Annotated in this window: 24 protein-coding genes; 13 read left to right on the top strand and 11 right to left on the bottom strand. The window is 71.9% G+C overall.

All coding sequences use genetic code 11. The annotated features are described in order from the left end of the window. Nucleotides 1-240: 240 nt before the first annotated feature. Nucleotides 241-654, bottom strand: coding sequence for a GNAT family N-acetyltransferase (locus IEY20_RS09035; protein WP_175327991.1), 414 nt, complete (start codon nucleotides 652-654; stop codon nucleotides 241-243). Nucleotides 655-679: 25 nt separating this feature from the next. Then, nucleotides 680-1,411: a DUF4232 domain-containing protein gene (locus IEY20_RS17300; protein ID WP_175327990.1), complete on the bottom strand. Its 732-nt coding sequence runs from the start codon at nucleotides 1,409-1,411 to the stop codon at nucleotides 680-682. Nucleotides 1,412-1,533: 122 nt separating this feature from the next. Here IEY20_RS17300 and IEY20_RS09025 point away from each other — a divergent pair, with 122 nt between their 5' ends. Beyond that, a complete protein-coding gene (locus IEY20_RS09025; protein WP_175327989.1) occupies nucleotides 1,534-1,806 on the top strand; it encodes a hypothetical protein in 273 nt (90 codons plus the stop codon). Nucleotides 1,807-1,819: 13 nt separating this feature from the next. Here the strand turns inward: IEY20_RS09025 and IEY20_RS09020 are convergent, their stop codons facing one another. Both IEY20_RS09020 and IEY20_RS09015 read right to left on the bottom strand, forming a co-directional pair. Next, nucleotides 1,820-2,251 (bottom strand): NUDIX hydrolase, encoded by a 432-nt coding sequence (locus IEY20_RS09020; RefSeq protein ID WP_229727963.1) that lies wholly within the window; start codon nucleotides 2,249-2,251, stop codon nucleotides 1,820-1,822. Nucleotides 2,252-2,316: 65 nt separating this feature from the next. Next, nucleotides 2,317-3,636: a glutamyl-tRNA reductase gene (locus tag IEY20_RS09015; RefSeq protein ID WP_175327988.1), complete on the bottom strand. Its 1,320-nt coding sequence runs from the start codon at nucleotides 3,634-3,636 to the stop codon at nucleotides 2,317-2,319. 48 nt (nucleotides 3,637-3,684) lie between these two features. Between IEY20_RS09015 and hemE the strand changes: the two genes are divergently transcribed. The 12 genes from hemE (at nucleotide 3,685) to IEY20_RS08955 (ending at nucleotide 15,032) form a co-directional block, all read left to right on the top strand. Beyond that, nucleotides 3,685-4,845 carry a uroporphyrinogen decarboxylase gene (gene hemE / locus IEY20_RS09010; RefSeq protein ID WP_175327987.1) on the top strand — a complete coding sequence of 387 codons (1,161 nt, stop codon included), beginning with the start codon at nucleotides 3,685-3,687 and terminating at the stop codon, nucleotides 4,843-4,845. After that, nucleotides 4,842-6,251, top strand: a complete 1,410-nt coding sequence (locus IEY20_RS09005) for a protoporphyrinogen/coproporphyrinogen oxidase (protein WP_229727960.1) — start codon at nucleotides 4,842-4,844, stop codon at nucleotides 6,249-6,251. Before hemE ends, IEY20_RS09005 begins: the two co-directional genes overlap by 4 nt. A 97-nt stretch (nucleotides 6,252-6,348) precedes the next feature. After that, nucleotides 6,349-6,603, top strand: coding sequence for a hypothetical protein (locus IEY20_RS09000; RefSeq protein WP_031273499.1), 255 nt, complete (start codon nucleotides 6,349-6,351; stop codon nucleotides 6,601-6,603). Next, nucleotides 6,600-7,058, top strand: coding sequence for a phage holin family protein (locus IEY20_RS08995; RefSeq protein WP_031273498.1), 459 nt, complete (start codon nucleotides 6,600-6,602; stop codon nucleotides 7,056-7,058). The genes IEY20_RS09000 and IEY20_RS08995 overlap by 4 nt, the downstream gene beginning before the upstream one ends. A gap of 70 nt (nucleotides 7,059-7,128) precedes the next feature. Beyond that, entirely contained in the window at nucleotides 7,129-7,359 is a 231-nt protein-coding gene (locus IEY20_RS08990) for a DUF3618 domain-containing protein (protein ID WP_022903643.1), read from the top strand. Nucleotides 7,360-7,454: 95 nt separating this feature from the next. Next, on the top strand, nucleotides 7,455-8,186 hold the full coding sequence (gene hemQ, locus IEY20_RS08985; protein ID WP_022903642.1) for a hydrogen peroxide-dependent heme synthase: 732 nt from the start codon (nucleotides 7,455-7,457) through the stop codon (nucleotides 8,184-8,186). Beyond that, the gene (locus IEY20_RS08980) at nucleotides 8,183-9,421 is read left to right on the top strand and encodes a ferrochelatase (protein WP_229727959.1); all 1,239 of its coding nucleotides are present in this window, start codon (nucleotides 8,183-8,185) and stop codon (nucleotides 9,419-9,421) included. Before hemQ ends, IEY20_RS08980 begins: the two co-directional genes overlap by 4 nt. Then, entirely contained in the window at nucleotides 9,418-10,509 is a 1,092-nt protein-coding gene (gene hemC / locus IEY20_RS08975) for a hydroxymethylbilane synthase (protein WP_175327986.1), read from the top strand. Before IEY20_RS08980 ends, hemC begins: the two co-directional genes overlap by 4 nt. Nucleotides 10,510-10,641: 132 nt before the next feature. Further along, entirely contained in the window at nucleotides 10,642-11,376 is a 735-nt protein-coding gene (locus IEY20_RS08970) for a uroporphyrinogen-III synthase (protein ID WP_229727957.1), read from the top strand. Beyond that, a complete protein-coding gene (gene hemB, locus IEY20_RS08965; RefSeq protein WP_022903638.1) occupies nucleotides 11,373-12,428 on the top strand; it encodes a porphobilinogen synthase in 1,056 nt (351 codons plus the stop codon). Before IEY20_RS08970 ends, hemB begins: the two co-directional genes overlap by 4 nt. Then, nucleotides 12,425-13,765 carry a glutamate-1-semialdehyde 2,1-aminomutase gene (gene hemL, locus IEY20_RS08960; protein ID WP_175327984.1) on the top strand — a complete coding sequence of 447 codons (1,341 nt, stop codon included), beginning with the start codon at nucleotides 12,425-12,427 and terminating at the stop codon, nucleotides 13,763-13,765. The genes hemB and hemL overlap by 4 nt, the downstream gene beginning before the upstream one ends. Before the next feature lie 76 nt (nucleotides 13,766-13,841). Next, nucleotides 13,842-15,032, top strand: a complete 1,191-nt coding sequence (locus tag IEY20_RS08955; RefSeq protein ID WP_175327983.1) for an MFS transporter — start codon at nucleotides 13,842-13,844, stop codon at nucleotides 15,030-15,032. Here IEY20_RS08955 and IEY20_RS08950 read toward each other — a convergent pair. The 7 genes from IEY20_RS08950 to IEY20_RS08920 form a co-directional block, all read right to left on the bottom strand. After that, nucleotides 15,008-15,661, bottom strand: coding sequence for a flavodoxin family protein (locus IEY20_RS08950; RefSeq protein WP_175327982.1), 654 nt, complete (start codon nucleotides 15,659-15,661; stop codon nucleotides 15,008-15,010). The genes IEY20_RS08955 and IEY20_RS08950 overlap by 25 nt on opposite strands. An 11-nt stretch (nucleotides 15,662-15,672) precedes the next feature. Next, the gene (locus IEY20_RS08945; RefSeq protein WP_022903633.1) at nucleotides 15,673-16,263 is read right to left on the bottom strand and encodes an anthranilate synthase component II; all 591 of its coding nucleotides are present in this window, start codon (nucleotides 16,261-16,263) and stop codon (nucleotides 15,673-15,675) included. Beyond that, a complete protein-coding gene (locus IEY20_RS08940; RefSeq protein WP_175327981.1) occupies nucleotides 16,260-17,714 on the bottom strand; it encodes an anthranilate synthase component I family protein in 1,455 nt (484 codons plus the stop codon). The genes IEY20_RS08945 and IEY20_RS08940 overlap by 4 nt, the downstream gene beginning before the upstream one ends. Continuing rightward, complete coding sequence (locus tag IEY20_RS08935) at nucleotides 17,711-18,784, bottom strand: isochorismate synthase (protein ID WP_175327980.1); 1,074 nt, start codon at nucleotides 18,782-18,784, stop codon at nucleotides 17,711-17,713. The genes IEY20_RS08940 and IEY20_RS08935 overlap by 4 nt, the downstream gene beginning before the upstream one ends. An 88-nt stretch (nucleotides 18,785-18,872) precedes the next feature. Further along, nucleotides 18,873-19,676 carry an ABC transporter ATP-binding protein gene (locus IEY20_RS08930; protein ID WP_188889065.1) on the bottom strand — a complete coding sequence of 268 codons (804 nt, stop codon included), beginning with the start codon at nucleotides 19,674-19,676 and terminating at the stop codon, nucleotides 18,873-18,875. A gap of 4 nt (nucleotides 19,677-19,680) precedes the next feature. Next, entirely contained in the window at nucleotides 19,681-20,346 is a 666-nt protein-coding gene (locus tag IEY20_RS08925; RefSeq protein ID WP_022903629.1) for a GntR family transcriptional regulator, read from the bottom strand. Nucleotides 20,347-20,445: 99 nt separating this feature from the next. After that, the gene (locus IEY20_RS08920; RefSeq protein ID WP_175327978.1) at nucleotides 20,446-21,426 is read right to left on the bottom strand and encodes an MDR family oxidoreductase; all 981 of its coding nucleotides are present in this window, start codon (nucleotides 21,424-21,426) and stop codon (nucleotides 20,446-20,448) included. Nucleotides 21,427-21,503: the final 77 nt, after the last annotated feature.

Genomic DNA, 21,503 nt, shown 5'->3' with positions numbered 1-21,503 from the left:
ACCGGCACCACGGTCCACATCTCCGAGGACGCTGCCGGCCTGCTGAACAAGACCTTCGGCACCGACGCCGTCAAGCGTGGCCTCCTCGTCGGCACCGCCACCATCACCGCCAAGATCAAGTAACACCCCGCGGACACCACCCGCACCGCACGCACGAAGCGCCGCCCCGCATGACGGAGCGGCGCTTCCGTGTGCGACGGGACGCAGCGCAGCAGCAGCGGACCCAGCGAAGCGGGACGCTCAGCGCAACAGCACGAACGAGCGCAGCGGATCCGGTGCCACGTCGTGCGCCTCCACGAACCCGAGCGATTCGTAGAAGGCCCGCTGACCGGGCTCGTCGTCCGTGAGCAGCACGGTCTGCCGCACGTGCGCGTACCGGTGGCGCACCTCGCCGAGCAACGCCCGGCCGACGCCGGTCCGCTGGTGGTCCGGGTGCACGAGGACGTCCTGCACGTACAGGATCGTCGCCCCGTCGGACACCGTCCGGTCCAGGCCGACGAGGACGCCGTCCTCCCGGGCCGTCACGACACCGTGCGAGCCGGCGACCGCCGCGACGAGCAGGTCCCGGTCGCGGGTGTAGGCCGACCAGCCGACGGAACGGTAGAGCTCGACGAGTTCGTCCGGACCCGGTACGGTCCACGCGATGGTCACCACCGGGTCATCGTGGCAGACCGGACCGTCAGGAGGTCGCCTGACCCTCCGGCACGAACGCCTGGACGCTGAGCAGCGGCGCGTCGGCCGCCCGGCAGGCCTGGTGTCCCGAGTCCTTGAGGAACAGCGACGTCTTCGAGCCCGGCGGGTAGACGCGGAAGCCGTCCGGGGTCACGGGCGAGCAGTCCGCCGTCGAGTAGTTCCCGGCCTGCCCCACCTTGAGCGGTGCCACGGCGACCTGACCCGGCTTCAGTGTCACGGTGGGGTGCGGGGCCGACCGGTCGAGGGTCGCCGCTGCACCGATCTGCTTGCCCGTGCCACCACCGACGAACGAGACCCCGGGCCAGCCCTGCAGCGTGCAGGTCGTCGTCCCGGTGTTCTCGAGCGTGATGTGGAAGACGGTGCTGCCCGCGGCGCCCCCGCTCCCGGGCTCCTCTCCCACCGCCAGGGCGGACGTCGCGCACCGGGCCGACCCGGCCGCGGACGACGACCCCGATCCGGACGAGGAGGACCCCGACGATCCGGACCCCGACCCGGACGACGACCCCGACGACCCCGATCCGGACGACCCCGACCCGGCCGACCCCGAGGCCGACGGGCCCCCGGACGCACTGGTGGGCGCGGTGGTCACGGCGCCCGTCGACGCCGACGTGGCGGTCGGACCCGTCGTCGATCCACCCCCGGCACACCCGGCGAGGACCCCGACGGCGAACACCCCGACGGCGACGGACACGAACGAGCTTGCTGTCCTGCGCTGCATGGACCAACGCAACCACCGCCCGGCAGCCCTGTCTCGGGCAGTGTCCAGGCACCGCGAGCACACTCGCGGGCACCGGCACGGGGAACCGTGCACCACCAGCACCACGGACGACGGAGACCGCCATGACGGACAAGCACGAGCAGGCACGCGGCGACGAGGGTCGCGCGGACGGTGTCGAACCCCGCGCCGGAGCCTTCACGGACAGCGAGATCCCGGGCGAGGGGCACGTGGCCAGCAGCGAGCCGGTGGGGGAGTTCGTCTCGAGCGACATCCCGGGCGAGGACCGTCCGACGCCCGACGGTGAAGAGGGCGAGTACGTCGAGAGCGACATCCCCGGCGAGCCGGAGCCCGCCGGTCCCGAGGGCGTGGGCCACTACGTCGACAAGGACGAGTGACCTGAGCAGACGTTCAGTCGACGAGGTCCGCGGCGACCAGTCGGCGGAGCGTCTCGACGCCGGCGGGCGGACAGCGGTCCGCGTCCGCTGAGGTGACCCACTCCACCTCGTCGACCTCCGCGGAGGCGACGGGCGTGGCGGAGTCGAGCGTGCCTCCCGGCCGGACCAGGAACAGCGCCATCGCGACCATCGTGCCGGGCGCCTGCCCGTGAGCCGGTTCGAGGACGGTGCCGAACGGTTCGACGTCCTGCTCCGTCAGCCGGAGGCCGGTCTCCTCACGGGCTTCGCGGAGTGCGGCCTCGACGTCGGTCTCGTGCGCCTCGGCCTTGCCGCCGGGGAGGTAGAGCACGTCGCGCCCGCGCGCGCGCACCATCAGCACACGGCGGTCACGGACCAGCAGGAGCGCGCTGACCCGGAGCGTCACCGGGTCGGACGGAGGGCCCACGCGCCCCGGTTCCGCCGCGCCGCGGAGCTTGCGGAGCGGCGTGGCGGCCGAGGGCGTGGGGCGGCTCAGCTCGCGTCCGCCTCGTCGGTGCGGTCGGCGTCGTCACGGACGGGCGCGGTGCGCTCCGCGAGCGGCACGACGGGGCTCGGCACCTCCGCCTCGGGGGCGGGCTGCACCCCGTACAACGCGTCGAGCGCGCCGACGAACTCCTCGCCGCGTCCGGCGCGACCGAGTTCACGGGCACGGACCGACGGACGGTGCAGCAGCACGCCCACGAGGTGCCGGAGGGCACGCTCGGTCTGCTCGACGGACTCGGGGTCCGGGTCGCGACGCTTCGCGCGCTCGATCTCGTCGTCGAGGATGTCGAACACGTGCTTGCGGAAGGCGACGAGGGCGGGGGTGGTCGACTGCTCGAGCGCCTGCGCACGGAAGCGGGAGACCGCGTCGTCGACCATCGCGCGCGCCTCGGACTCGGCGTTCAGCTCGGAGATCGGGGCGTGGATGCTGATCGTCTCGAGGTCGAGCAGTTCGACGCCGTCGACGCCGGCCGCTGCGGGGTCGACGTTGCGGGGGAGCCCGAGGTCGATCACGATGCGACGGATGCCGTCGTCGAGGTCGGCCGGTGCGACGACCGGGACCTCGCTCGAGGTGCAGGTGATGACGACGTCGCTCGAGCCGATGGCCTGGCGGAGGTCACGGGCGGCGACGAGGTCGTGCTTCGCGGCGAACCAGGCGGCGCGGCCCGAGGGCGAGAAGACCTGGATGTTCACGGCGCCGCGGTCGCGGAGGGCCGCGATCGTGGTCGCGGCGTAGCTGCCGGTCCCCACCAGGAGCACGCGGGTCTCGGCCCAGTCGGTCACCCGGGAGGACGCGAGCTGCAGACCGAGCCGCACGAGCGATCGTCCGGCGGCGCCGATGCGGGTCCGGGTCTTGACGCCGCGCGAGGTGTGCGCGGCCTCCTGGAAGAGCCGTTCGAGGTCGGAGGTCGTGGTGCCGTTCGAGCGGGCGTCCTCGAGGGAACGCCGGACCTGCCCGGAGATCTCGGTCTCACCGACGACGACGGACTCGAGCCCGCTCGACACGGCGAAGAGGTGCTGCACGACGTCCTTGCCACCGAGGACCCGGACCGAGTCGCGGAGCTCGGCGGGGGCGAGGTCGCTGGCGGCGGCGACGGCGTCGACGGTGGCCGAGACGGCGGAGTCACGGTCGTCCCCCGCGATGTCCAGGTAGGCCTCGAAGCGGTTGCACGTGGCGAGGACGACGGCTCCGTCCAACACGTCGGAGTCGGTCACGAGACGGCTCGCGGCGGTCGGTGCGCCGATGCTCAGTCGCTCCAGGAGGTCGAAGCTGGCGTTGCGGTGCGACGCCGTGAGACAGATGAGCACGTGTTCCATGGTAACCCGCGCTCGGTGTGCCGGCTGCTGGCTGCACGGATGTGCGGGAACCGTCCGGTCAGCCGGTGCGAGAATCGTCCGGTGACCGACGCCACCAGCACCGCCCTGCCCGGGACGCACCCCCTCGCCGCCGGCCTGACCAGCGGTTCCCCGCTCGTCCGCGCGCTCCGGGGCGACCGCCCCGAGACGCTGCCCGTGTGGTTCATGCGGCAGGCCGGGCGGTCGTTGCCGGAGTACCGCGAGCTGCGGGTCGGCACCGCGATGCTCGACGCCTGCCTCGACCCGGCGCTCGCGTCGGAGATCACGCTGCAGCCGGTGCGTCGGCACGGGGTGGACGCCGGCATCTTCTTCAGCGACATCGTCGTGCCGATCAAGCTCGCCGGGGTGGACGTCGAGATCGTCCCCGGCCGCGGGCCGGTCCTCGGGTCCCCGATCCGGAGCGCGGCGGACGTGGACGCGCTCGGACAGCTCGACCCGTCCGCACTGGCGCCGATCACCGAGGCCGTCCGCCGAACGGTCGCCGAGCTCGGCAGCACCCCGCTCATCGGCTTCGCCGGGGCGCCCTTCACGCTCGCCGCGTACCTGGTCGAGGGCGGCCCCTCGAAGGACCACATCCGGGCGCGGACGCTCATGCACGCGGACCCGGAGACCTGGTCGCGCCTGCTGGCCTGGGCCGCTGACGTGTCCGGGGCGTTCCTCCGGGCGCAGGTGCTGGCCGGGGCCTCGGCCGCGCAGCTCTTCGACTCCTGGGTGGGTTCGCTCTCGCGGGCCGACTACCTCGAGCACGTCGCACCGCACTCGGACCGTGCGCTCTCCCACGTGGCCGACCTCGGTGTCCCCCGCATCCACTTCGGCGTCGGCAGCGGCGAGGTCCTGCACGACATGACGACCCTCGGCGGCGAGCGGGTCGTGGTCGACGGCGTCGGCGTCGACTGGCGCATCCCGCTCGACGAGGCCGTCCGTCGCGTCGGCACCGGCGTGACCGTGCAGGGGAACATCGACCCGGCGATGCTCTCCGCTCCGTGGCAGGTCCTCGAGGACCACGTGCGCGACGTCGTCCGTTGCGGCGGTGCTGCCCGGGCGCACGTCGTGAACCTCGGGCACGGGGTGCCGCCCGAGACCGACCCAGCCGTCATCACGCGCGTCGTCGAGCTCGTGCACTCCCTCGGCTCCGGCCGGGACGCGGGGGAGCCGGCGTGACCGACGTCGTCGTGGTCGGCGGCGGTGTCGCCGGCCTCGTCGCCGCACGGGACCTCGCGAAGGGCGGCGCCCACGTCGTGCTCGTCGAGGCGTCGGGCGTCCTCGGCGGCATGGTGCGCCGGCACACCGTCGCGGGGATCGACCTCGACATGGCGGCCGACTCGTTCGCGACCCGCACCGACGCGATCAGCAGGCTCGCGATCGAACTCGGGCTCGGCAACGACGTCGTGACCCCGGACCAGCGCGGCGCCTGGCTGATGACCCGGGACGGACGGACCTCCCCCATCCCGGCCACCGGTCTGCTCGGGATCCCCGGCACCCCGATGGCGGCCGACGTCCTCGCCGTGGTGGGACAGAAGGGAGCGCTGCGCGCACAGATGGACTCCCTGCTCCCCGGTCCCGTCGGGTCGAAGGCCCCGTCCCTCGGTGAGCTCGTGCGCCGGAGGATGGGGGAGCGGGTCCTCGACGACCTCGTGGTCCCGATCGCCGGCGGCGTGCACTCGACCCACCCGGACCGCCTCGACCCCGACCGCGTGGCGCCCGGACTCCGCGCCGCACTGCTCCGCGACGGGTCGCTCGCCCGCGCCGTGCTCTCCCTGCGGTCCCGCGCAGCGGCCGGCTCCGCCGTGCAGGGCATCCGCGGCGGCATCGCGCGCCTCGTCGACGAGCTCGTCGCCGACACGGAGACGTACCACGTGGACGTCCGACTCCACACGACCGCGACGGCGGTCGAGGAGCACGCGGTCGAGGTGACGGGGCCCGACGGTGTCACCGAGCGACTCGTCGCCGACCACGTGCTGGCGTCCACGCCCGACCCGCGGCGTGCGTCCGCCGCCGACCGGACCGGGATCGAGCTCGTGACCCTCGTCGTCGACGAACCCGCCCTCGACGCCGCGCCCCGCGGGACGGGCATGCTCGTGCACCCGGACGCCGAGTCGGTGGCGGCCAAGGCCCTGACGCACGCGACCGTGAAGTGGCCGTGGCTCGCGGAGGCGGCGGACGGCCGGCACGTCCTCCGGCTCAGCTACGCGACCCCGCCGGACGGTCCTGCGGGGGCCCGGGCAGACGGCGCAGCGGGGTCCGGGCCGCACGGCGCGGCGGGAGCGGTGTCCGACGCGGGCGGTCCGGCGGGCGTGGCCACGAGCCTCCCGGTCGATCCGTCCGACCCCGTCGGGGTGCGCGCCCTCCGCGACGCCAGCACCCTGCTCGGCGTCCGGATGGGCACGGACCGTGTGCAGGGTGTCGCACGCGTGCGCTGGTACGGACCCGACACGACAGCGGCGGGTCTGGCGGACGGCGTGGTGGGCATCGGGGAGGCGTCCACCGGCCGGGGGCTCTCCGGCATCGTCGCGGGAGCCCGCGCGGCCGCGGAACGCATCCTGGACGACGCCGACCTGGGAACCTGAGCGGACCCGGCGGTGCCCGAGGGCTACTGTTGTGGAGACGCCGGACGTATTCCGCTCGGCGCATGACCACTGCACACTGACCCACGGAGGATCGCACATGCGAGGCAAGCTCCTGTTCGTCGCCGGCGCCGCGCTCGGGTACGTCCTGGGATCGCGAGCCGGACGGGCGCGGTACGAGCAGATCAAGACCGTCAGCGGCAAGGTCTGGAACAGCAACGGCTTCCAGAAGGGCGTCCACAAGGCGGAGGACTTCATCGCCGACAAGACGCCGGACGTCGCCGAGTTCGTCGGCGAGCAGACGAAGAAGGTCGTCCGGAAGGTCGGGCAGAAGAAGGACGCCCACACCTCATGACCGACACCCGCGACCGCAAGTCGCGTTCGCTGTTCGGCCTGGTCGGTGACGTCCCGAAGCTCGTCAAGGAGCTCGTGACGGGCGAGCTGAACCTGCTCAAGGCGGAGATGCTGGCGAAGGTCAAGGTCTTCGCGCTCGCAGCCGGTCTCCTCGTGGCGGCGCTCGTGATCGTGCTCTACGCGATCGGCGTGCTGCTGACCGCGGCGGTCATGGGCCTCGCGACCGTGATGCCGGCGTGGCTCGCCGCGCTGGTCGTCGCCGTCGTCATGCTCGTCGTCGCGGCGATCCTCGGCCTGGTCGGGTGGAAGCGCTTCAAGAAGGGCCTGCCGATCACCCCGAAGCGGACGATCGACAGCGTCAAGAACGACGTCAACGCGGTGAAGGGTCTCGGCAAGAAGCCCACACCGACGCAGCGCCACGGCAATCGGACTCCGGACGTCAGCGGACGGTTCTGACACCGTCCCTCGTGACGACCCACGCACCAGCACAGCCGGATCCGGCACCAGCACCACCGACGGAGGAACCGTGACCGACCAGCACGACGAGATGGCCGACCGCGTCGCGGCGACCCGTGCGCAGCTGTTCGACACCCTCGACGCCATCGAGGACAAGCTCAACGTCCCCAAGCAGATCGGCATCGCCGCCGCCGGGCTGAAGCGCCGCGCGGACGAGAACCCCGTCCCCTACCTGGCCGGGCTCGCAGCGGGCGTTGCGGTGGTCGGGGGTATCGTCGTAGCGGTGCTCCGACGGCGGTGACCGGCCGACGCCACGCCGCCGTCCGGGTCCTCCACGTCGGGCGCTCTTCGGCAGGGGCCGAGGTAATCCCTGGCAACCGATAGGACAAAGGACCCATGAGTTCCACCGTGCCCGCTGCGGGCGACGCACACGAGACCGACCCGGCCTCAGGCATCGACCCGAACCTCCTGACGGCCTACGCCCTGTGGGCCGTCTTCCGACGTCCGGTGGGGTCCGTGCCCCGTGCCGGTGACGACGCCGTCGCCGAGCTCGACGCCGTGGTCTCCGCGGCTGCGGAGCGCGGTGTGACCACCCGCGGCTTCTACGACGTCTCGGGCTTCCGCGCCGACGCCGACGTGATGATCTGGCTGCACGGCGACGACGCCCAGGCGATCCAGGCCGTGCTGCGCGACGTCCGCCGCACCGCCCTGTTCCAGGATGCCGAGCCGGTCTGGCACGTCATGGCGATGCACCGCGAGGCCGAGTTCAACAAGCGGCACACCCCGGCCTTCCTCCGCGGCAAGGACCCCGAGGCGTGGATCACGGTCTACCCGTTCGTCCGTTCCTACGAGTGGTACCTCCTGCCGGAAGAGGAGCGCTCGACGATGCTCCGCGACCACGGCATCGCCGGTGCGAAGTACCGCCGTGTGCTCACGAACACCATCGCGACCTTCGCCCTGAGCGACTACGAGTGGATCCTGCCGCTCGAGAGCCCGGACCTGGTCGACCTCGTCGACCTCATGCGCGACCTGCGCTACACCGAGGCACGCCTCCACGTCCGCGAGGAAGTGCCCTTCTACACGGGTCGTCGCGTGACGACCGCCGAGCTGCCGGAGGTGCTGTCGTGACCGACACCAGCAACATCACGAACGGACGCGGAGCCGTCCTCGCGGCGACGCCCGCCGCGGTCGACGGGCCCGAGCACGTCGAGGTGCCGACCGCGTACGACTCGATCCTGCTCGCCGGCTTCGGCGGACCCGAGGGCCAGGACGACGTCATCCCGTTCCTCCGCAACGTCACGCGCGGTCGGGGCATCCCGGACGAGCGGCTCGAAGAAGTCGCGCACCACTACCGGCACTTCGGCGGCGTCAGCCCGATCAACGCGCAGAACCGCGCGCTGAAGGCCGCGCTCGAGGCCGAGCTCGCGAAGCGCGGCATCGACCTGCCGGTGCTGTGGGGCAACCGCAACTGGGACCCGTACCTGGAGGACGCGTTCACCGAGGCCGCCGACCGTGGCCTGACGAACCTCATCGCGATCGCGACGAGCGCGTACTCGTCGTTCTCGAGCTGCCGGCAGTACCGCGAGGACTACGCCCGCGTGCTCGACGCCACCGGCCTGATCGACACCATCAAGATCGACAAGGTCCGACAGTTCTTCGACCACCCCGGCTTCGTCCGGCCGTTCGTCGACGGCGTGCGCGACGGCCTCGCGAAGGCGATCGCCGAGAACGAGGGCCTCGACGTCGCGACCGAGCTGCACGTGCTGTTCTCGACGCACTCGATCCCGTCCGCCGACGCCGCCCGCTCTGGCCCCGACTTCCGCGGGTTCGACGAGCACGGCGCGTACGAGGCGCAGCACCTCGCCGTCGCCGAGGTCGTGCTCGACCAGGCGTGGAGCGAGCTCCTCGAACAGCCCGAGCACGCGCACCTGCAGGGCACGTCGAAGCCCGCGTGGAAGCTCGTCTACCAGTCGCGCTCGGGCCCTCCGACGCAGCCCTGGCTCGAGCCGGACATCAACGACTACATGAACGAGGAGCTCCAGGGCGGTCCCACCCGTGCCGTGCTCATCGTCCCGCTCGGCTTCGTGAGCGACCACATGGAGGTCATGTGGGACCTCGACGAAGAAGCCACCGAGACCGCGCAGGAGCTCGGTTTCTGGTCGGTCCGCACGCAGACGCCCGGCGTCGACCCGGCCTACGTCGCCGGGCTGATCGACCTGGTGCTCGAGCGCGTGAACGGGGTGCCGACGTCGGAGCGCCCGCACCTGACGGACCTGGGCCCCTGGTACGACGTGTGCCGTCCGGGGTGCTGCGAGAACGTGCGCGCCGGGTTCAAGCCCGCGGCTGCCGGTCTGGCTCCGTGACCGAGCAGCAGCGCACCGAGCAGGACGGTCCGGCGCCGATCCGGCTCGGCACCCGCGCCAGCCGGCTGGCCGTCGCGCAGTCGCAGGACGTCGCCGACCGCCTCGCGAAGGCGTCCGGCCGTCCGGTCGAGCTCGTCGAGGTCACGAGCGAGGGCGACACGAACCGCGCCTCGCTCGCGAGCCTCGGCGGCACCGGGGTGTTCGCCAGCGCCCTGCGCGAGGCCCTGGTCGCCGGTGAGGTCGACGTGCTCGTGCACTCCCTCAAGGACCTCCCGACCGCTCCGTACCCGGGGCTGTCCATCGGAGCCGTCCCGAAACGCGCCGACGCACGTGACGTCCTGGTCGCCCGCAACGGCGCCACGGTCGACTCGCTGCCCGAAGGAGCGAAGGTCGGCACCGGGTCACCCCGACGTGTCGCCCAGCTCAAGGCGAAGCGTCCCGACCTCGACGTGGTGGACATCCGCGGGAACATCGACACCCGGCTCGGCCGCGTGGACGACGACCTCGACGCCGTGGTGCTCGCCGCCGCGGGGCTGACCCGCATCGACCGGCTCGACGCGGCGACCGAACTGCTCGACCTCGGCTTCTGGCCGAGCGCGCCCGGCCAGGGTGCCCTCGCGGTCGAGATCCGCTCGGACGAGACGGACAGGAACCTGCTCGCCGCGCTCCGCAAGCTCGACCACGCGCCGACCCGCCTGACGGTCACGGCCGAGCGCGAGGTCCTGGCGAAGCTCGAGGCGGGCTGCTCCGCCCCGATCGGCGCGACCGCCGTCGTCGACGCCGAGATGCTCCTCGTCTCGGCGACGGTCTACCGCCCCGACGGCTCCGAGTACCGGACCGCCTCGCACGCCGCGGTCCTGGACGGCTCCGCACAGGACCGTCTCGACGAGGCGCTGGCGCTCGGTGGGCGGGTCGCGGCCGAACTCCTCGAGAACGGCGCGGCCGACCTCGCGGACCTCGCCACGACGGTCGCCGAGGCACCGGCCGACGGCGACCACTCGGCCGGGCCCGGCCTGGCGACCCCGGCTGCGGCGCAGCCTGCCGACGACGACTCGACGGCCGCGCCGCGGACGACGGGCACGGACTAGGCGGTCACCACGGACGACACCGCTCCCGCGCGGGACGAGGCCCGGCTCCCGGTCGTCCTCGTCCCGCGCGGCGGTGCGTGGGGCGCCGCGGTCGCGGACGCCGCCCGGGCACGCGGTCTCGACCCCGTCGTGGTGCCCCTCATCACCGATGCACCGCCGGAGGACCCCGCTGCACTCGACGCGGCGCTCGGGCGCCTCGCGGGAGCGGCCGGGAGGCACGTCCCGGCACCCGGGGACGGGCCCGTTCCCGGCGGGGCCGGGTCGACCGCCCCCTGGCTCGTCGTGACCAGTGCGACGGCCGTGCGGGCCGTCGCCGGACGCGCACCGCGCCTCCCGGCCGGTGTGCTGGTGGCGTGCGTCGGCCAGGCGACCGCACGCGCCGCGCGGCAGGCCGGGTGGCGGGTCGACCTCGTGCCGGAGGTCGAGTCGGCCGCCGGCCTCGTGTCGGCGTTCCCGGGCACGACCGGCCGTGTCCTCTTCCCGCGCTCGGAACTCGCCGCCCCCACCCTCGTCGAGGGGCTCCGCGCCCGCGGGATCGACGTCGAGGACGTGGTCGCGTACCGTACCGTGGGGACCGGCGACGAGCCGGTCCGCCTCGACCGGGTGCCCGACGCGGTGCTCGTCACGAGCGGCAGCGTCGCCTCCGAGGTCGCCCGCCGGCTGGCCCCGCTCGATCCCCGCACGCGCATCGCGTGCATCGGTCCCGGCACCGCCGCGGCCGCGCGCGAGGCCGGTCTGCCCGTGCACGTCGTCGGGCGCAGCCGCTCCGCCGAATCCCTCCTCGACGCCGTCGCCGAGGCCCTCCGCCCCGAAGCACCCGAAGCACCCGAAGCACCCGAAACACCACGATCAGGAAGGTCATCGTGACCGGACAGTTCCCCCAGGTCCGCCCCCGCCGTCTCCGCGCCACCCCGGCGATGCGTCGGCTCGTCGCCGAGACCCGCCTGCACCCCGCCGAGCTCGTGCTGCCGATGTTCATCCGCGAGGGTGCGACCGAGGCCGTCCCGATCTCGAGCATGCCCGGGGTGGCGCAGCACTCGCTCGACTCCTTCCGCCGGGCGCTCGTCGAGGCGGCGGAGCAGGGCGTCGGCGGCGTGAACCTGTTCGGGGTCCCGACGTCGAAGGACGCCGAGGGCTCCGGTGCGACCGACCCGGACGGCATCCTCAACGTGGCGATCCGCGTCGCACGCGAAGAAGTGGGAGACGCCCTCGTCGTGCAGTCCGACCTGTGCCTCGACGAGTTCACCGACCACGGACACTGCGGGGTCCTCGCGGCCGACGGGTCGGTCGACAACGACGCGACGCTCCTGCGGTACCGCGACATGGCGGTCGTGCAGGCCGAGGCCGGCGCCGAACTGGTCTGCATGAGCGGGATGATGGACGGCCAGATCGCTGCCGCGCGCGACGCCCTCGACAGCACCGGTCACGCCGGCACCGCGTTGCTGGCGTACTCGGCGAAGTACGCCTCGGCGTTCTACGGCCCGTTCCGGGAAGCCGTCTCGTCGTCGCTCCAGGGCGACCGCCGGACGTACCAGATCGACGCGGCCGACGGGCGGCAGGGCCTCCGGGAGGTCCTGCTCGACATCGAGGAGGGTGCCGACATCGTCATGGTGAAGCCGGCGATGAGCTACCTCGACGTGCTCGCCCGCACCGCGGACGTCGCCGAGGTGCCCGTGTGGGCGTACCAGATCAGCGGCGAGTACGCGATGATCACCGCGGCCGCGCAGAACGGCTGGATCGATCGGGACGCCGCCGCGATGGAGGCCCTGGTCGGCATCAAGCGCGCCGGCGCTGATGCGATCCTCACCTACTTCGCGGTCGACATCGCCCGGAAGCTCAACCAGGAGGCCGGCCTGCGCACGTCCGGCAGCACCGCGGCGGTGTCCGGCGTCGCCTCGACCGGGAAGGCCCCCGAATGACCACCACGACGACCAACGAGCAGCTTTTCGGACGCGCGAAGAACAGCATCCCCGGCGGCGTCAACTCGCCCGTCCGCGCCTACGGCTCGGTCGGCGGGACGCCCCGGTTCCTGACCGCCGCGAAGGGCGCGTACGTCACCGACGCCGAGGGGCGCGAGTACGTCGACCTCGTCGCGTCGTGGGGGCCGGCGATCCTCGGCCACGCCCACCCCGGGACGGTCGAAGCCGTGCAGCAGGCGGCCTCGCGGGGCCTCTCGTTCGGGGCGTCGACCCCGGGGGAGACCGAGCTCGCCGAACTCGTCAAGCAGCGGGTGTCGGTCGACGGTGACGGACCGATCGAGAAGATCCGCATGGTGTCGACGGGCACCGAGGCCACGATGACCGCGATCCGGCTCGCCCGCGGGTACACCGGTCGCGACCTGCTCGTGAAGTTCGCCGGGCACTACCACGGTCACTCCGACTCGCTCCTCGCCGAGGCCGGGTCCGGTGTCGCGACGCTCGCGATGCCCGGGTCGGCCGGCATCACCGCCGAGACGGCCGCGCAGACGCTCGTGCTGCCGTACAACGACCTCGACGCCGTCCGTCGCGCGTTCGACGAGCACTCGGAGCGCATCGCCGCCGTGATCGTCGAGGCCGCCGCGGCCAACATGGGCGTCCTCGCCCCGGAGCGCGGGTTCAACCGTGCCCTGTCGCAGATCACGTCCTCGCACGGTGCGCTCCTCATCGTCGACGAGGTCCTGACCGGCTTCCGCGTCGGCAGCGCGGGGTGGTGGGGCCTCGAGGCGTCGAAGGTCGTACCCGACGGCGCCGGGTGGAAGCCCGACCTCGTGACGTTCGGCAAGGTCATCGGCGGTGGCATGCCCCTCGCCGCGCTCGGCGGCCGCCGCGAGGTGATGGACTTCCTCGCGCCGCTCGGTCCCGTGTACCAGGCCGGCACCCTGTCCGGGAACCCGCTCGCCGTCGCCGCGGGCATCGCCACGCTCCGTGCGGCGACGCCCGAGGTGTACGCGCAGCTCGACCGCACGGCGGCGACCATCGCGACGGCGACGAGCGAGGCGCTGTCAGCCGAGGGCGTGGCCCACACGGTGCAGCACGCCGGGAACCTGTTCTCGTTCGCGTTCACCGACGTCGCCCCGCGGAACTACGACGACGTGCGGGCGCAGGAGACCTTCCGCTACGCGCCGTTCTTCCACAGCATGCTCGAACAGGGCGTCACCCTGCCGCCGAGCGTGTTCGAGGCGTGGTTCGTCACGGCGGCGCATGACGACCGTGCCGTCGGGCGGGTGCTCGACGCGCTGCCGGCGGCCGCGAAGGCGGCAGCGAGCGCGGCTGCGTAGCACCTCGGGTCACCGGCCGTCGATCTCAGCAGAGACAGCTGGCGTTTGACATTCTGACATGTTGTAGCATCGGCCGATGCGCACGTCGAGCAGTCCCGTCCCCCGCCGCGGCTCCCTCGCGCTGCTGACGTCGGTCATGGCGGCGGCGCCAGCGGTCAACTACGCGTTCGCGGCCGCCGGACCGGCGATGCTCGGCTTCGGCATCGTGACATCCCCCGAGTTCGCCGCGTTGCCGGCGGTCACGTTCGTCCTGGCGGCAGTGCTCGGTCGATCGTGCGGAGCGTTGAGCGATCGACTCGATCTGAGTCGTCAGGTGCATGCCGTGTTCCTGCTGGCGGCGCTCAGCCTCTTGGTCGCGGCTGGTGGAACGAACTTCTGGTGGTTCCTCGCCGCGTCGGTGATCGCAGCGCCCGGTCAGGCGCTGTGCAACTCCCTCACGAACCGCGCCGTCCGCGCGGTCGCCCCGCACGCACGGGTGCCCACCTGGATCGGCGTGAAGCAGTCCGGTGTCCAAGCGGGACAGTTCCTCGTCGGTGCGGTCATGATCGTGGCGATCGGATCCGTCGGTTGGCGTTCCGGCATGCTCGTGGTCGGGGCGATCGTGCTCGGTGTCGTCCTGATCGGTCACCGCCGGACTGCAGAGCTCGGCTCGACCGTCCGACCGGTGACAGGACGCCGTCCTCGCGTCTCGCTGCCCCGGGGCGTGGCGTTGACGATCGGCGTCGTCGGACTCTCCGGATTCGCCATGCAGTCGCTCAACGTGTTCCTCGCGCTCTTCGTCGCCGACGGCCTCGGGTACGGAACTGCCGGCGGGGCCGCTGCGGTCGCGGGGATCGGCCTGACCGGTCTCGCAGCACGCGCCGGGATGGCACGCGGCCTCACGCGCGGGCGACCGGTCGGTTCGAGTCTGGTCACGGCCACCGCCCTCGCGCTCCTGGTCCCTCCGGGGCTCTGGCTCGCCGAGTCCTCGGTGCGTTGGATCGTCTGGCTGGTCGTCATCCTCGCGGGGGCGAGTCTGTTGTGCGTCAGCGCGGTGGCCAACACGCTCGTCATCCAGACCTGCGGGTCGGATGTCATCGGAGCGGTGTCAGCGAGGCTGTCCACGTGGATGTACGTCGGTTTCGCGAGTGGACCCGTCGTCACCGGTGCTGTCCTGCACACAACAGGCTCGTTCGCCCTCGCCTGGGTGCCGAGCGCCGTTGCGGTGTTCGGGGGCGTCGTGCTCGCTGTCGCGGCGAGTACTCAGCGCAGGGCGCTGACCTGCTGACGAGCGGCGAGGGCCTCGCGCTCGTTGCGGGTGCCGGATTCCAGCTGTCTGAGATCGACCGACCGCAGCAGGTGGATGAGGTTGCTCACCCGGTCCACCATGGCGTTGAGCGCAACGAGGCCCTCTGCGTCCGCGAGTGGTGACCTGTCGTTCTCCGTCCGCAGCACCGCGGGGAAGCCACTCCCAGGAACGATCATCCGGTTGAGCAGCATGTTCTGCGTCAGTTGTGCGATGACCGCGTCGTGAGCGTACCTGCGGGCCACGACCACGGCGCCGCCGACCTTGTTGGCGAGCGGTCGTCGGAATCGGAGGTGACCGACACCAGCGCGTTCGAGGAAGGTCTGCATCAACGACGCCGTGCCGAAACCGTGGACCGGAGTCGCGTAGATGACTCCGTCGACGCGCTCGAGCCGATCGACGATGCTCCGGACGTCATCGTCGACCAGGCAGCGCTCCATGCGCGTGTTGCAATCGCCGCACGGTCCGCACGGTCCGCACGGCGACATGGAGACCTTCGCGAGCGTGACGATCTCCAGAGCGACACCGTTCGCCGCGAAACGACCCGTGCAGTGACCGAGCACTTGCGCGGTGTCGCCGTCGGCCCGTTCGGATCCGTTGACGGCGAGCACGGTGGGAGGTTTCACGCCCTGCCCCGTCCTGTCAGGCCGTGTGCGCACACGAACGACCGCAGCATCTCGATCCCGAAGTCGGTCCCGATGCTCTCCGGGTGGAACTGCACGGACTCGATCGGGCGGTGATCATGGCGGAGTGCCATGATCGTGCCGTCGTCTGCCGTTGCGGAGACCACGAGCTCGTCCGGAACCGTCGACGGGTCGACCGCGAGGGAGTGGTAGCGGGTCACCGCGAGCGGCGAGGGCAACGCCGTGAAGACCCCCGACCCGTCATGGGTGACGCTGCTCTGCTTCCCGTGCATCGGGCGGTCCGCCCGGCCGATCGAGGCGCCGAAGTGCTCGGCGATCGCCTGGTGTCCGAGACACACTCCGAAGATCGCCTGGTCTATCGCCAGGTGGGACATGAGTTGGGTGTGTCCGGCGTCGGTCGGTGTGCCGGGCCCGGGGCCGAGCAGGACCAGGTCGTACCCCGCGCGGTTGATCGCGTCGCCGTCGGCGTCGGCCGAGCGGATCACGTCCGCAGTGCCTCCGAGTGTCCGTAGGTACTGCGCGATGATGTAGACGAAGCTGTCCTGTGCGTCGATCAACAGCGATCTCATCGCAGTTCCTCACCCGTCACGGCGAAGTACGCGGCGCCCATCTTCGCGATCGTCTCGTGCCATTCGTCGTGGGCGGTCGAATCGGCGACGATCCCGGCCGACGCTCTGATGCGCGCCGATCCTCCCCGGTGCACAGCCATCCGGATCGCCAGGCCCAGGACTGCGTCGCCGTGTCGATCGATGATCCCGAAGGCTCCGGCGTAGAAGCCTCTCGGGGCGGTCTCGAGTTCATCGATCAGTTCCATGGCCCGGACCTTCGGTGCACCGGTCATCGTTCCTGCCGGGAAGCTCGCGCGGACGATGTCGGAGATCGAGTGACCAGGTTCGACGCGGCACGCGACGGTGGTGACGAGATGGAAGACGTGTGAGTACTGCTCGACGGTCATCAGGCCCTGCGTGGTCGTCGAATCGGTGGACGCGACCCGGCCGAGGTCGTTCCGACAGAGATCGACCAGCATGAGGTGCTCGGCACGTTCCTTCTCTGATGCGGAGAGCACCGCGACGGCTGAAGCGTCCTCCGGCGCGGACCCTGTTCGACGGGCTGTCCCCGCGATCGGCCGCATCGCTACTCGGTCCTGTTGTACTCGGACGAAGAGCTCGGGCGAGGCGCCGGTGATGGTCGAGCCGGCCATCGGGAGGTAGCTCATGTACGGCGACGGATTGTGTTCACGCATCCGTCGGTACACCTGCATCGGGGTGGCGGTCGTCTCGACCGTGATCTCGTGTCCGAGTTGGATCTGGTAGATGTCACCCGCCCGGATGTGTTCCAGCGCGACCTCGACGCGACGGCTGTACTCGTCGAACGATGTGTCGTCGGAAACGGACGTCGGAGCAGGGAGCGGTCGTCCGTCCACGACGCTGGCGCGCTCTTCGAGATCCCGGCAGAAGGCAGCGAGGTCGAGTGGTGCCCACATCGACGTGCTCGTCGCCGCGACGTACCCGATCGACGACCCGGACGGCATGGTGACGCATGCGTGGACGACACTGAAAACGGCATCCGGTTCCGTCGGTGCGGCGTGGTGGGCTGGCCGGGGGAGTCGTTCCGCGTACCGGACGGCTTCGTACCCGTAGTAGGCGAGCAACCCGATGTTGGCGGCTGGCACATCGTCAGGGAAGAGGATGCGCTGCAGCACTTCGGGGAGTCTCCACAGGCCGTCCCCGTCGACGAGACGATCACCGACCGCACCGCTTTCGATGATGCGTTCGGCGACCAGAACCGAGCGACATGCCTCGATCGCTGGCTCGAGTCCGGTGAACTCGACGCGACCGTCCGTGACGCGGAGCTCGAGCACTCCCGTGGCACCGACGATGGATGTCCGTGTGTCGGCGTCCGGCCCGGAGAGGGACTCCAGCAAGAACGCGTTCTGCTCGCCGACCTGTCGCTGCATGGCGAGGAGCACGTTCAACGGGTCGTCGTAGCGGATCGATCGCGAAGTGGTGGTGGAGTTCATGGTTCTTCCGTCCGTCTGTCGAGCGAGGGGATGTCCGACACACCGAGGGCTCGGAGCATCGGACGCAGCTTGTGGTCGGTCTCGGCGAGTTCGGCGGCTGGGTCGCTCCCGCGCACGATCCCCACTCCGGCGCTCGCTGTCGCCGAGCGCCCGGCCAGCTCGGCGCTGCGGATCACGAGCCACCACTCACCCGTGCCGTCCGCTGCTTCCCATCCGACGACTCCGGAGAAGTACCCTCGGTCCCGGTCCTCCAGCTCGCGGAGCAGATCCTTGGCGGCGCTCCTCGGCGTGCCGCAGATCGCGGGGGTCGGATGCAGCCGGCGCGCGACGTCGAGCGACCGGACCGGCGCGACCGGACGAACGCGGAGCTCGGTCATCAGGTGGAGTGAGTCCGTCGTCTGGACGACGCCTCGTCGCTGGCGCACGGGTCCCAGGGGGCGCAGCGTCTCGTGCACCGCATCGACGACGACCTGGTGCTCGTGGTTGTCCTTCGCTGACCGCTCGAGCGCATTGATCGTGTTCGAGCGATCCGCCGGGCGCGGTGGACGCGCTCGGGAGCCTGCCAGCGGGACGGAGCAGATCTCCGTTCCGTCATGGCTGACGAGGAGTTCGGGCGATGCGCCGATGATCGTGTGGTTGCCCTGGGAGTAGGAGAACCGCGCCGTACGGCCTCGGCTCCTGAGGCGAGCGAGGACGTCACGCACCGCCCACGGCTCGGACGAGGTCAGATCGACGTGACGGGCCAGCACGACCTTCTCGATGCTGCCGTCCTCGATCCGTGAGATTGCTTCGTGGATCGCGGCCTGGAACGCGCCCCGCCCGGTCGATGAGCCGAGGTGACGGACCTCCGCCGGGGCTCGCTGCTCGGCGGGGTCGACCACGGACGAGACGGATCGGGGGAAGCCGACCGCCGCCGAGATCCGTTCGGCGCCATCGAACGGGAGCAGTGCACAGAGGAGCATCCCCTGCCGGAGCTGGGATCGAGCCGCTTCGAGGTCGTGGATCTCGGCGGGCGCCGACAGCTCGAACCGACGCCGTGGCGACGACCACGAGACGACCACCCGCGCCATCTGAACCCCCGGCTGCCGACACCATCACGACAGCATGACAGTACTACACATTTCAGATGAGGGGCCAATGGGGAGGGGTGTAGCGCGACTAGGACGCCCGGCGTGCGGCCCAGCGTCCCTCGGCCCGCACGATCGCGAGCGGGAAGTCGAACGCGTGGGAGATCGCCGACGACGTGATGACCTCGTCCGCGGTGCCCTGCGCCACGACCGCCCCGTCGCGGAGCAGCATCGCGTGCGTCGTCGAGGCGGGCAGGTCCTCGAGGTGGTGGGTCACCATCACGCTCCCGAGCGCGGGGTGCCGGTGGCGGAGCGCGTCGACCGTCTCGAGCAGGTGCTCGCGGGCGGCGACGTCGAGTCCGGTCGCGGGCTCGTCGAGCAGCAGCAGCCGCGGTTCCGCGATGAGCGCCCGAGCGATGAGCGCCCGTCCACGCTCACCCTGGGACAGCACCGGCCAGCGGGCGTCGCGTCGCGCCGTGAGCCCGACGTCGGCGACGTGCTGTTCGGCGGCCGCGGCCTGCTCGGCCGTGGGGGTCCAGCGCAGCATGAGGTCGGTCGTCCCGGTGACGCCGGTGAGCACCGTCTCGAGCACCGTCAGTGGGGAGAGCACGCGGTGCCGCGGGTCGACGTGACCGATGCGTTCGCGGAGTTCCCGGACGTCGACGCGCCCGAGCCGCCGCCCGAGCAGGTCGACGGTCCCCGCACTCGGGTGCCCGGTCTCACCGAGGACCGCGAGGAGGGTGGACTTGCCGGCGCCGTTCGGCCCGAGGAGCGCCCAGTGCTCGCCCGGCCGCACGGTCAGGTCGACGTCGCGGATGAGGTCGCGTCCGGACCGGGTGACCCGGACGCCGGAGGCGGCGACGAGCGTGTCCGCCGACCGCGTACCGGCGTCCACAGGCTCAGTTCCCGCTTCGGAGGCGCTGCAGCAGGTCGGTGAGGGTGACGCCGAGGGCGCGGATCACGGCACCGCCGGCATCGCCGTCGCGCGAGCGCACGGCCGCGATCAGCGGGTCGATGGAGAACCGCCCGTCCCAGAACGTGAACCGGCTCTCGGCGAGGGCGATGAACTGCAGTCGCGGGATGATCGCGTGCGAGAGCGTCTCGAGGAGGGAGTTGTCCGAGTACCGGATCGCGGCTTCGACGAACTGTCGGACATCGGCGTTCATCGCCTTGTCCTCGGCTTCGGCGTGCATCCGGACGCGCTCCAGGATCTCCACGAGCTCGGCGACACCGGCGTCGTCGAGCTTGGGGAGGGACCACCGGGTGGCGAGCTCGGCGATCCCGGTGAAGACCTGGAGGGCCTCGTCGAACTGCTCGGCGGTCGGAGTCGCGACGCGCGTGTAGCGGTTCGCCTCCATCTCCACCAGGCCGTAGTCGACGAGCTTCGCGATCGCCTCGCGGATCGGGGTGCGACTGACGCCGAGCCACGCGACGAGTTCGTCGTCGTTGAGGCGTTCGCCGGCCTGGAGCGTGCCGTCCTGGATCGCGGCGAGCATCTTCTCGAGGACGACGTCCCGCAGGAGCTTCCGCGGCGAGTTCTCGACGGTGGACTTCGGGACGGGCATCGGCGCTCCTCACGGATCGGGCGTTTCGTACTCCAATCCTAGGGTGTTCAATGTGCAAACGTTTGTGAAATGGTGGTGTAGCAATATGTCGGCACCGTCTCACGCGGCGGCGACGTCCACCACCGTCCGGCCGTGCACCCGTCCCGCGACGACCTCGGCGCCGACCTCGATCGCCTGCGACAGCGACACCGTGCGGGTCACCTCGGCGAGCAGCGCGGGGTCGAGGTCGGTCGCGATCCGGTCCCATGCCCGCTGCCGGAGGGCGTGCGGGGCGTCGACCGAGTTGATGCCGAGCAGCGACACCGCTCGGAGGATGAACGGCATCACGGTCGTGGGCAGTCCGGCGTCCTGCGCCAGCCCGCAGGCGGTCACGGCGCCGCCCCACTGGGTCGCGGCGAGGACGTTCGCGAGGGTGGCGCCGCCGACGCTGTCCACCGCCCCTGCCCAGCGTGCGCGCTGCAGCGGCTTCCCGAGCTCGGCGAACTCCGCGCGGTCGACCACCTCGGCGGCCCCGAGTCGTCGGAGCGCGTCGGCGTTCGTGGTGCGGCCGGTCGACGCCGTCACGGTGTAGCCGCGGGCGGCGAGCAGGGCGACGGCGACGCTCCCGACCCCGCCCGAGGCGCCGGTGACGAGGACGGGGCCGTCGTCCGGCGCGACCGTCCGCTCGAGCGCGAGCACGCTCAGCTGGGCCGTGAACCCGGCGGTGCCGACCGCTGCGGCGAAGACGTCGCCGACACCGTCCGGTAGGACCACGAGGGCGTCCGCGGGCACCACGGTGCGCACCGCCCAGCCGCCGTGCCGGGTCTCCCCGAGTCCGGCCCCGTTGCACGTGACCCGGTCGCCGATGGCCACGCCGTGCACGCCGGGGCCGAGGGCCGACACGGTGCCGACGACGTCGATGCCCGGCACGAGGGGGTCGACCCGGGCCACCCCGGGGTTCCGGGCGAGCGCGAGCCCGTCCTTGTAGTTGACGCTCGACGCCGTGACGTCGACGAGCACCTCGCCCTCGGCGGGGTCGGGGAGGTCGACCTCGGTGACGGCGGGCGGTGCGGAACTGGAGACGAGGACGGCGCGGGTCACGCGTCGGACGCTACCCCGTGCCTCCAGGCCGTGCCGCGAGGCGAGTCTCGCGGTCAGCGACGTTCCTCGCGCCGGAC

The sequence above is a fragment of the Curtobacterium luteum genome (genome assembly GCF_014646995.1).
Classification (GTDB): Bacteria; Actinomycetota; Actinomycetes; order Actinomycetales; family Microbacteriaceae; genus Curtobacterium; species Curtobacterium luteum.
This window is presented reverse-complemented; position numbering and strand designations above follow the sequence as displayed.

What these genes read in the sequence shown, in the direction of transcription:
- IEY20_RS17300 (WP_175327990.1), bottom strand. Translation starts at nt 1,411, where the DNA reads ATGCAGCGCAGGACAGCAAGCTCGTTCGTGTCCGTCGCCGTCGGGGTG.
- IEY20_RS09025 (WP_175327989.1), top strand. Translation starts at nt 1,534, where the DNA reads ATGACGGACAAGCACGAGCAGGCACGCGGCGACGAGGGTCGCGCGGAC.
- hemE (WP_175327987.1), top strand. Translation starts at nt 3,685, where the DNA reads ATGTGCGGGAACCGTCCGGTCAGCCGGTGCGAGAATCGTCCGGTGACC.
- IEY20_RS09000 (WP_031273499.1), top strand. Translation starts at nt 6,349, where the DNA reads ATGCGAGGCAAGCTCCTGTTCGTCGCCGGCGCCGCGCTCGGGTACGTC.
- IEY20_RS08995 (WP_031273498.1), top strand. Translation starts at nt 6,600, where the DNA reads ATGACCGACACCCGCGACCGCAAGTCGCGTTCGCTGTTCGGCCTGGTC.
- hemQ (WP_022903642.1), top strand. Translation starts at nt 7,455, where the DNA reads ATGAGTTCCACCGTGCCCGCTGCGGGCGACGCACACGAGACCGACCCG.
- hemL (WP_175327984.1), top strand. Translation starts at nt 12,425, where the DNA reads ATGACCACCACGACGACCAACGAGCAGCTTTTCGGACGCGCGAAGAAC.
- IEY20_RS08955 (WP_175327983.1), top strand. Translation starts at nt 13,842, where the DNA reads ATGCGCACGTCGAGCAGTCCCGTCCCCCGCCGCGGCTCCCTCGCGCTG.
- IEY20_RS08945 (WP_022903633.1), bottom strand. Translation starts at nt 16,263, where the DNA reads ATGAGATCGCTGTTGATCGACGCACAGGACAGCTTCGTCTACATCATC.
- IEY20_RS08940 (WP_175327981.1), bottom strand. Translation starts at nt 17,714, where the DNA reads ATGAACTCCACCACCACTTCGCGATCGATCCGCTACGACGACCCGTTG.
- IEY20_RS08935 (WP_175327980.1), bottom strand. Translation starts at nt 18,784, where the DNA reads ATGGCGCGGGTGGTCGTCTCGTGGTCGTCGCCACGGCGTCGGTTCGAG.
- IEY20_RS08925 (WP_022903629.1), bottom strand. Translation starts at nt 20,346, where the DNA reads ATGCCCGTCCCGAAGTCCACCGTCGAGAACTCGCCGCGGAAGCTCCTG.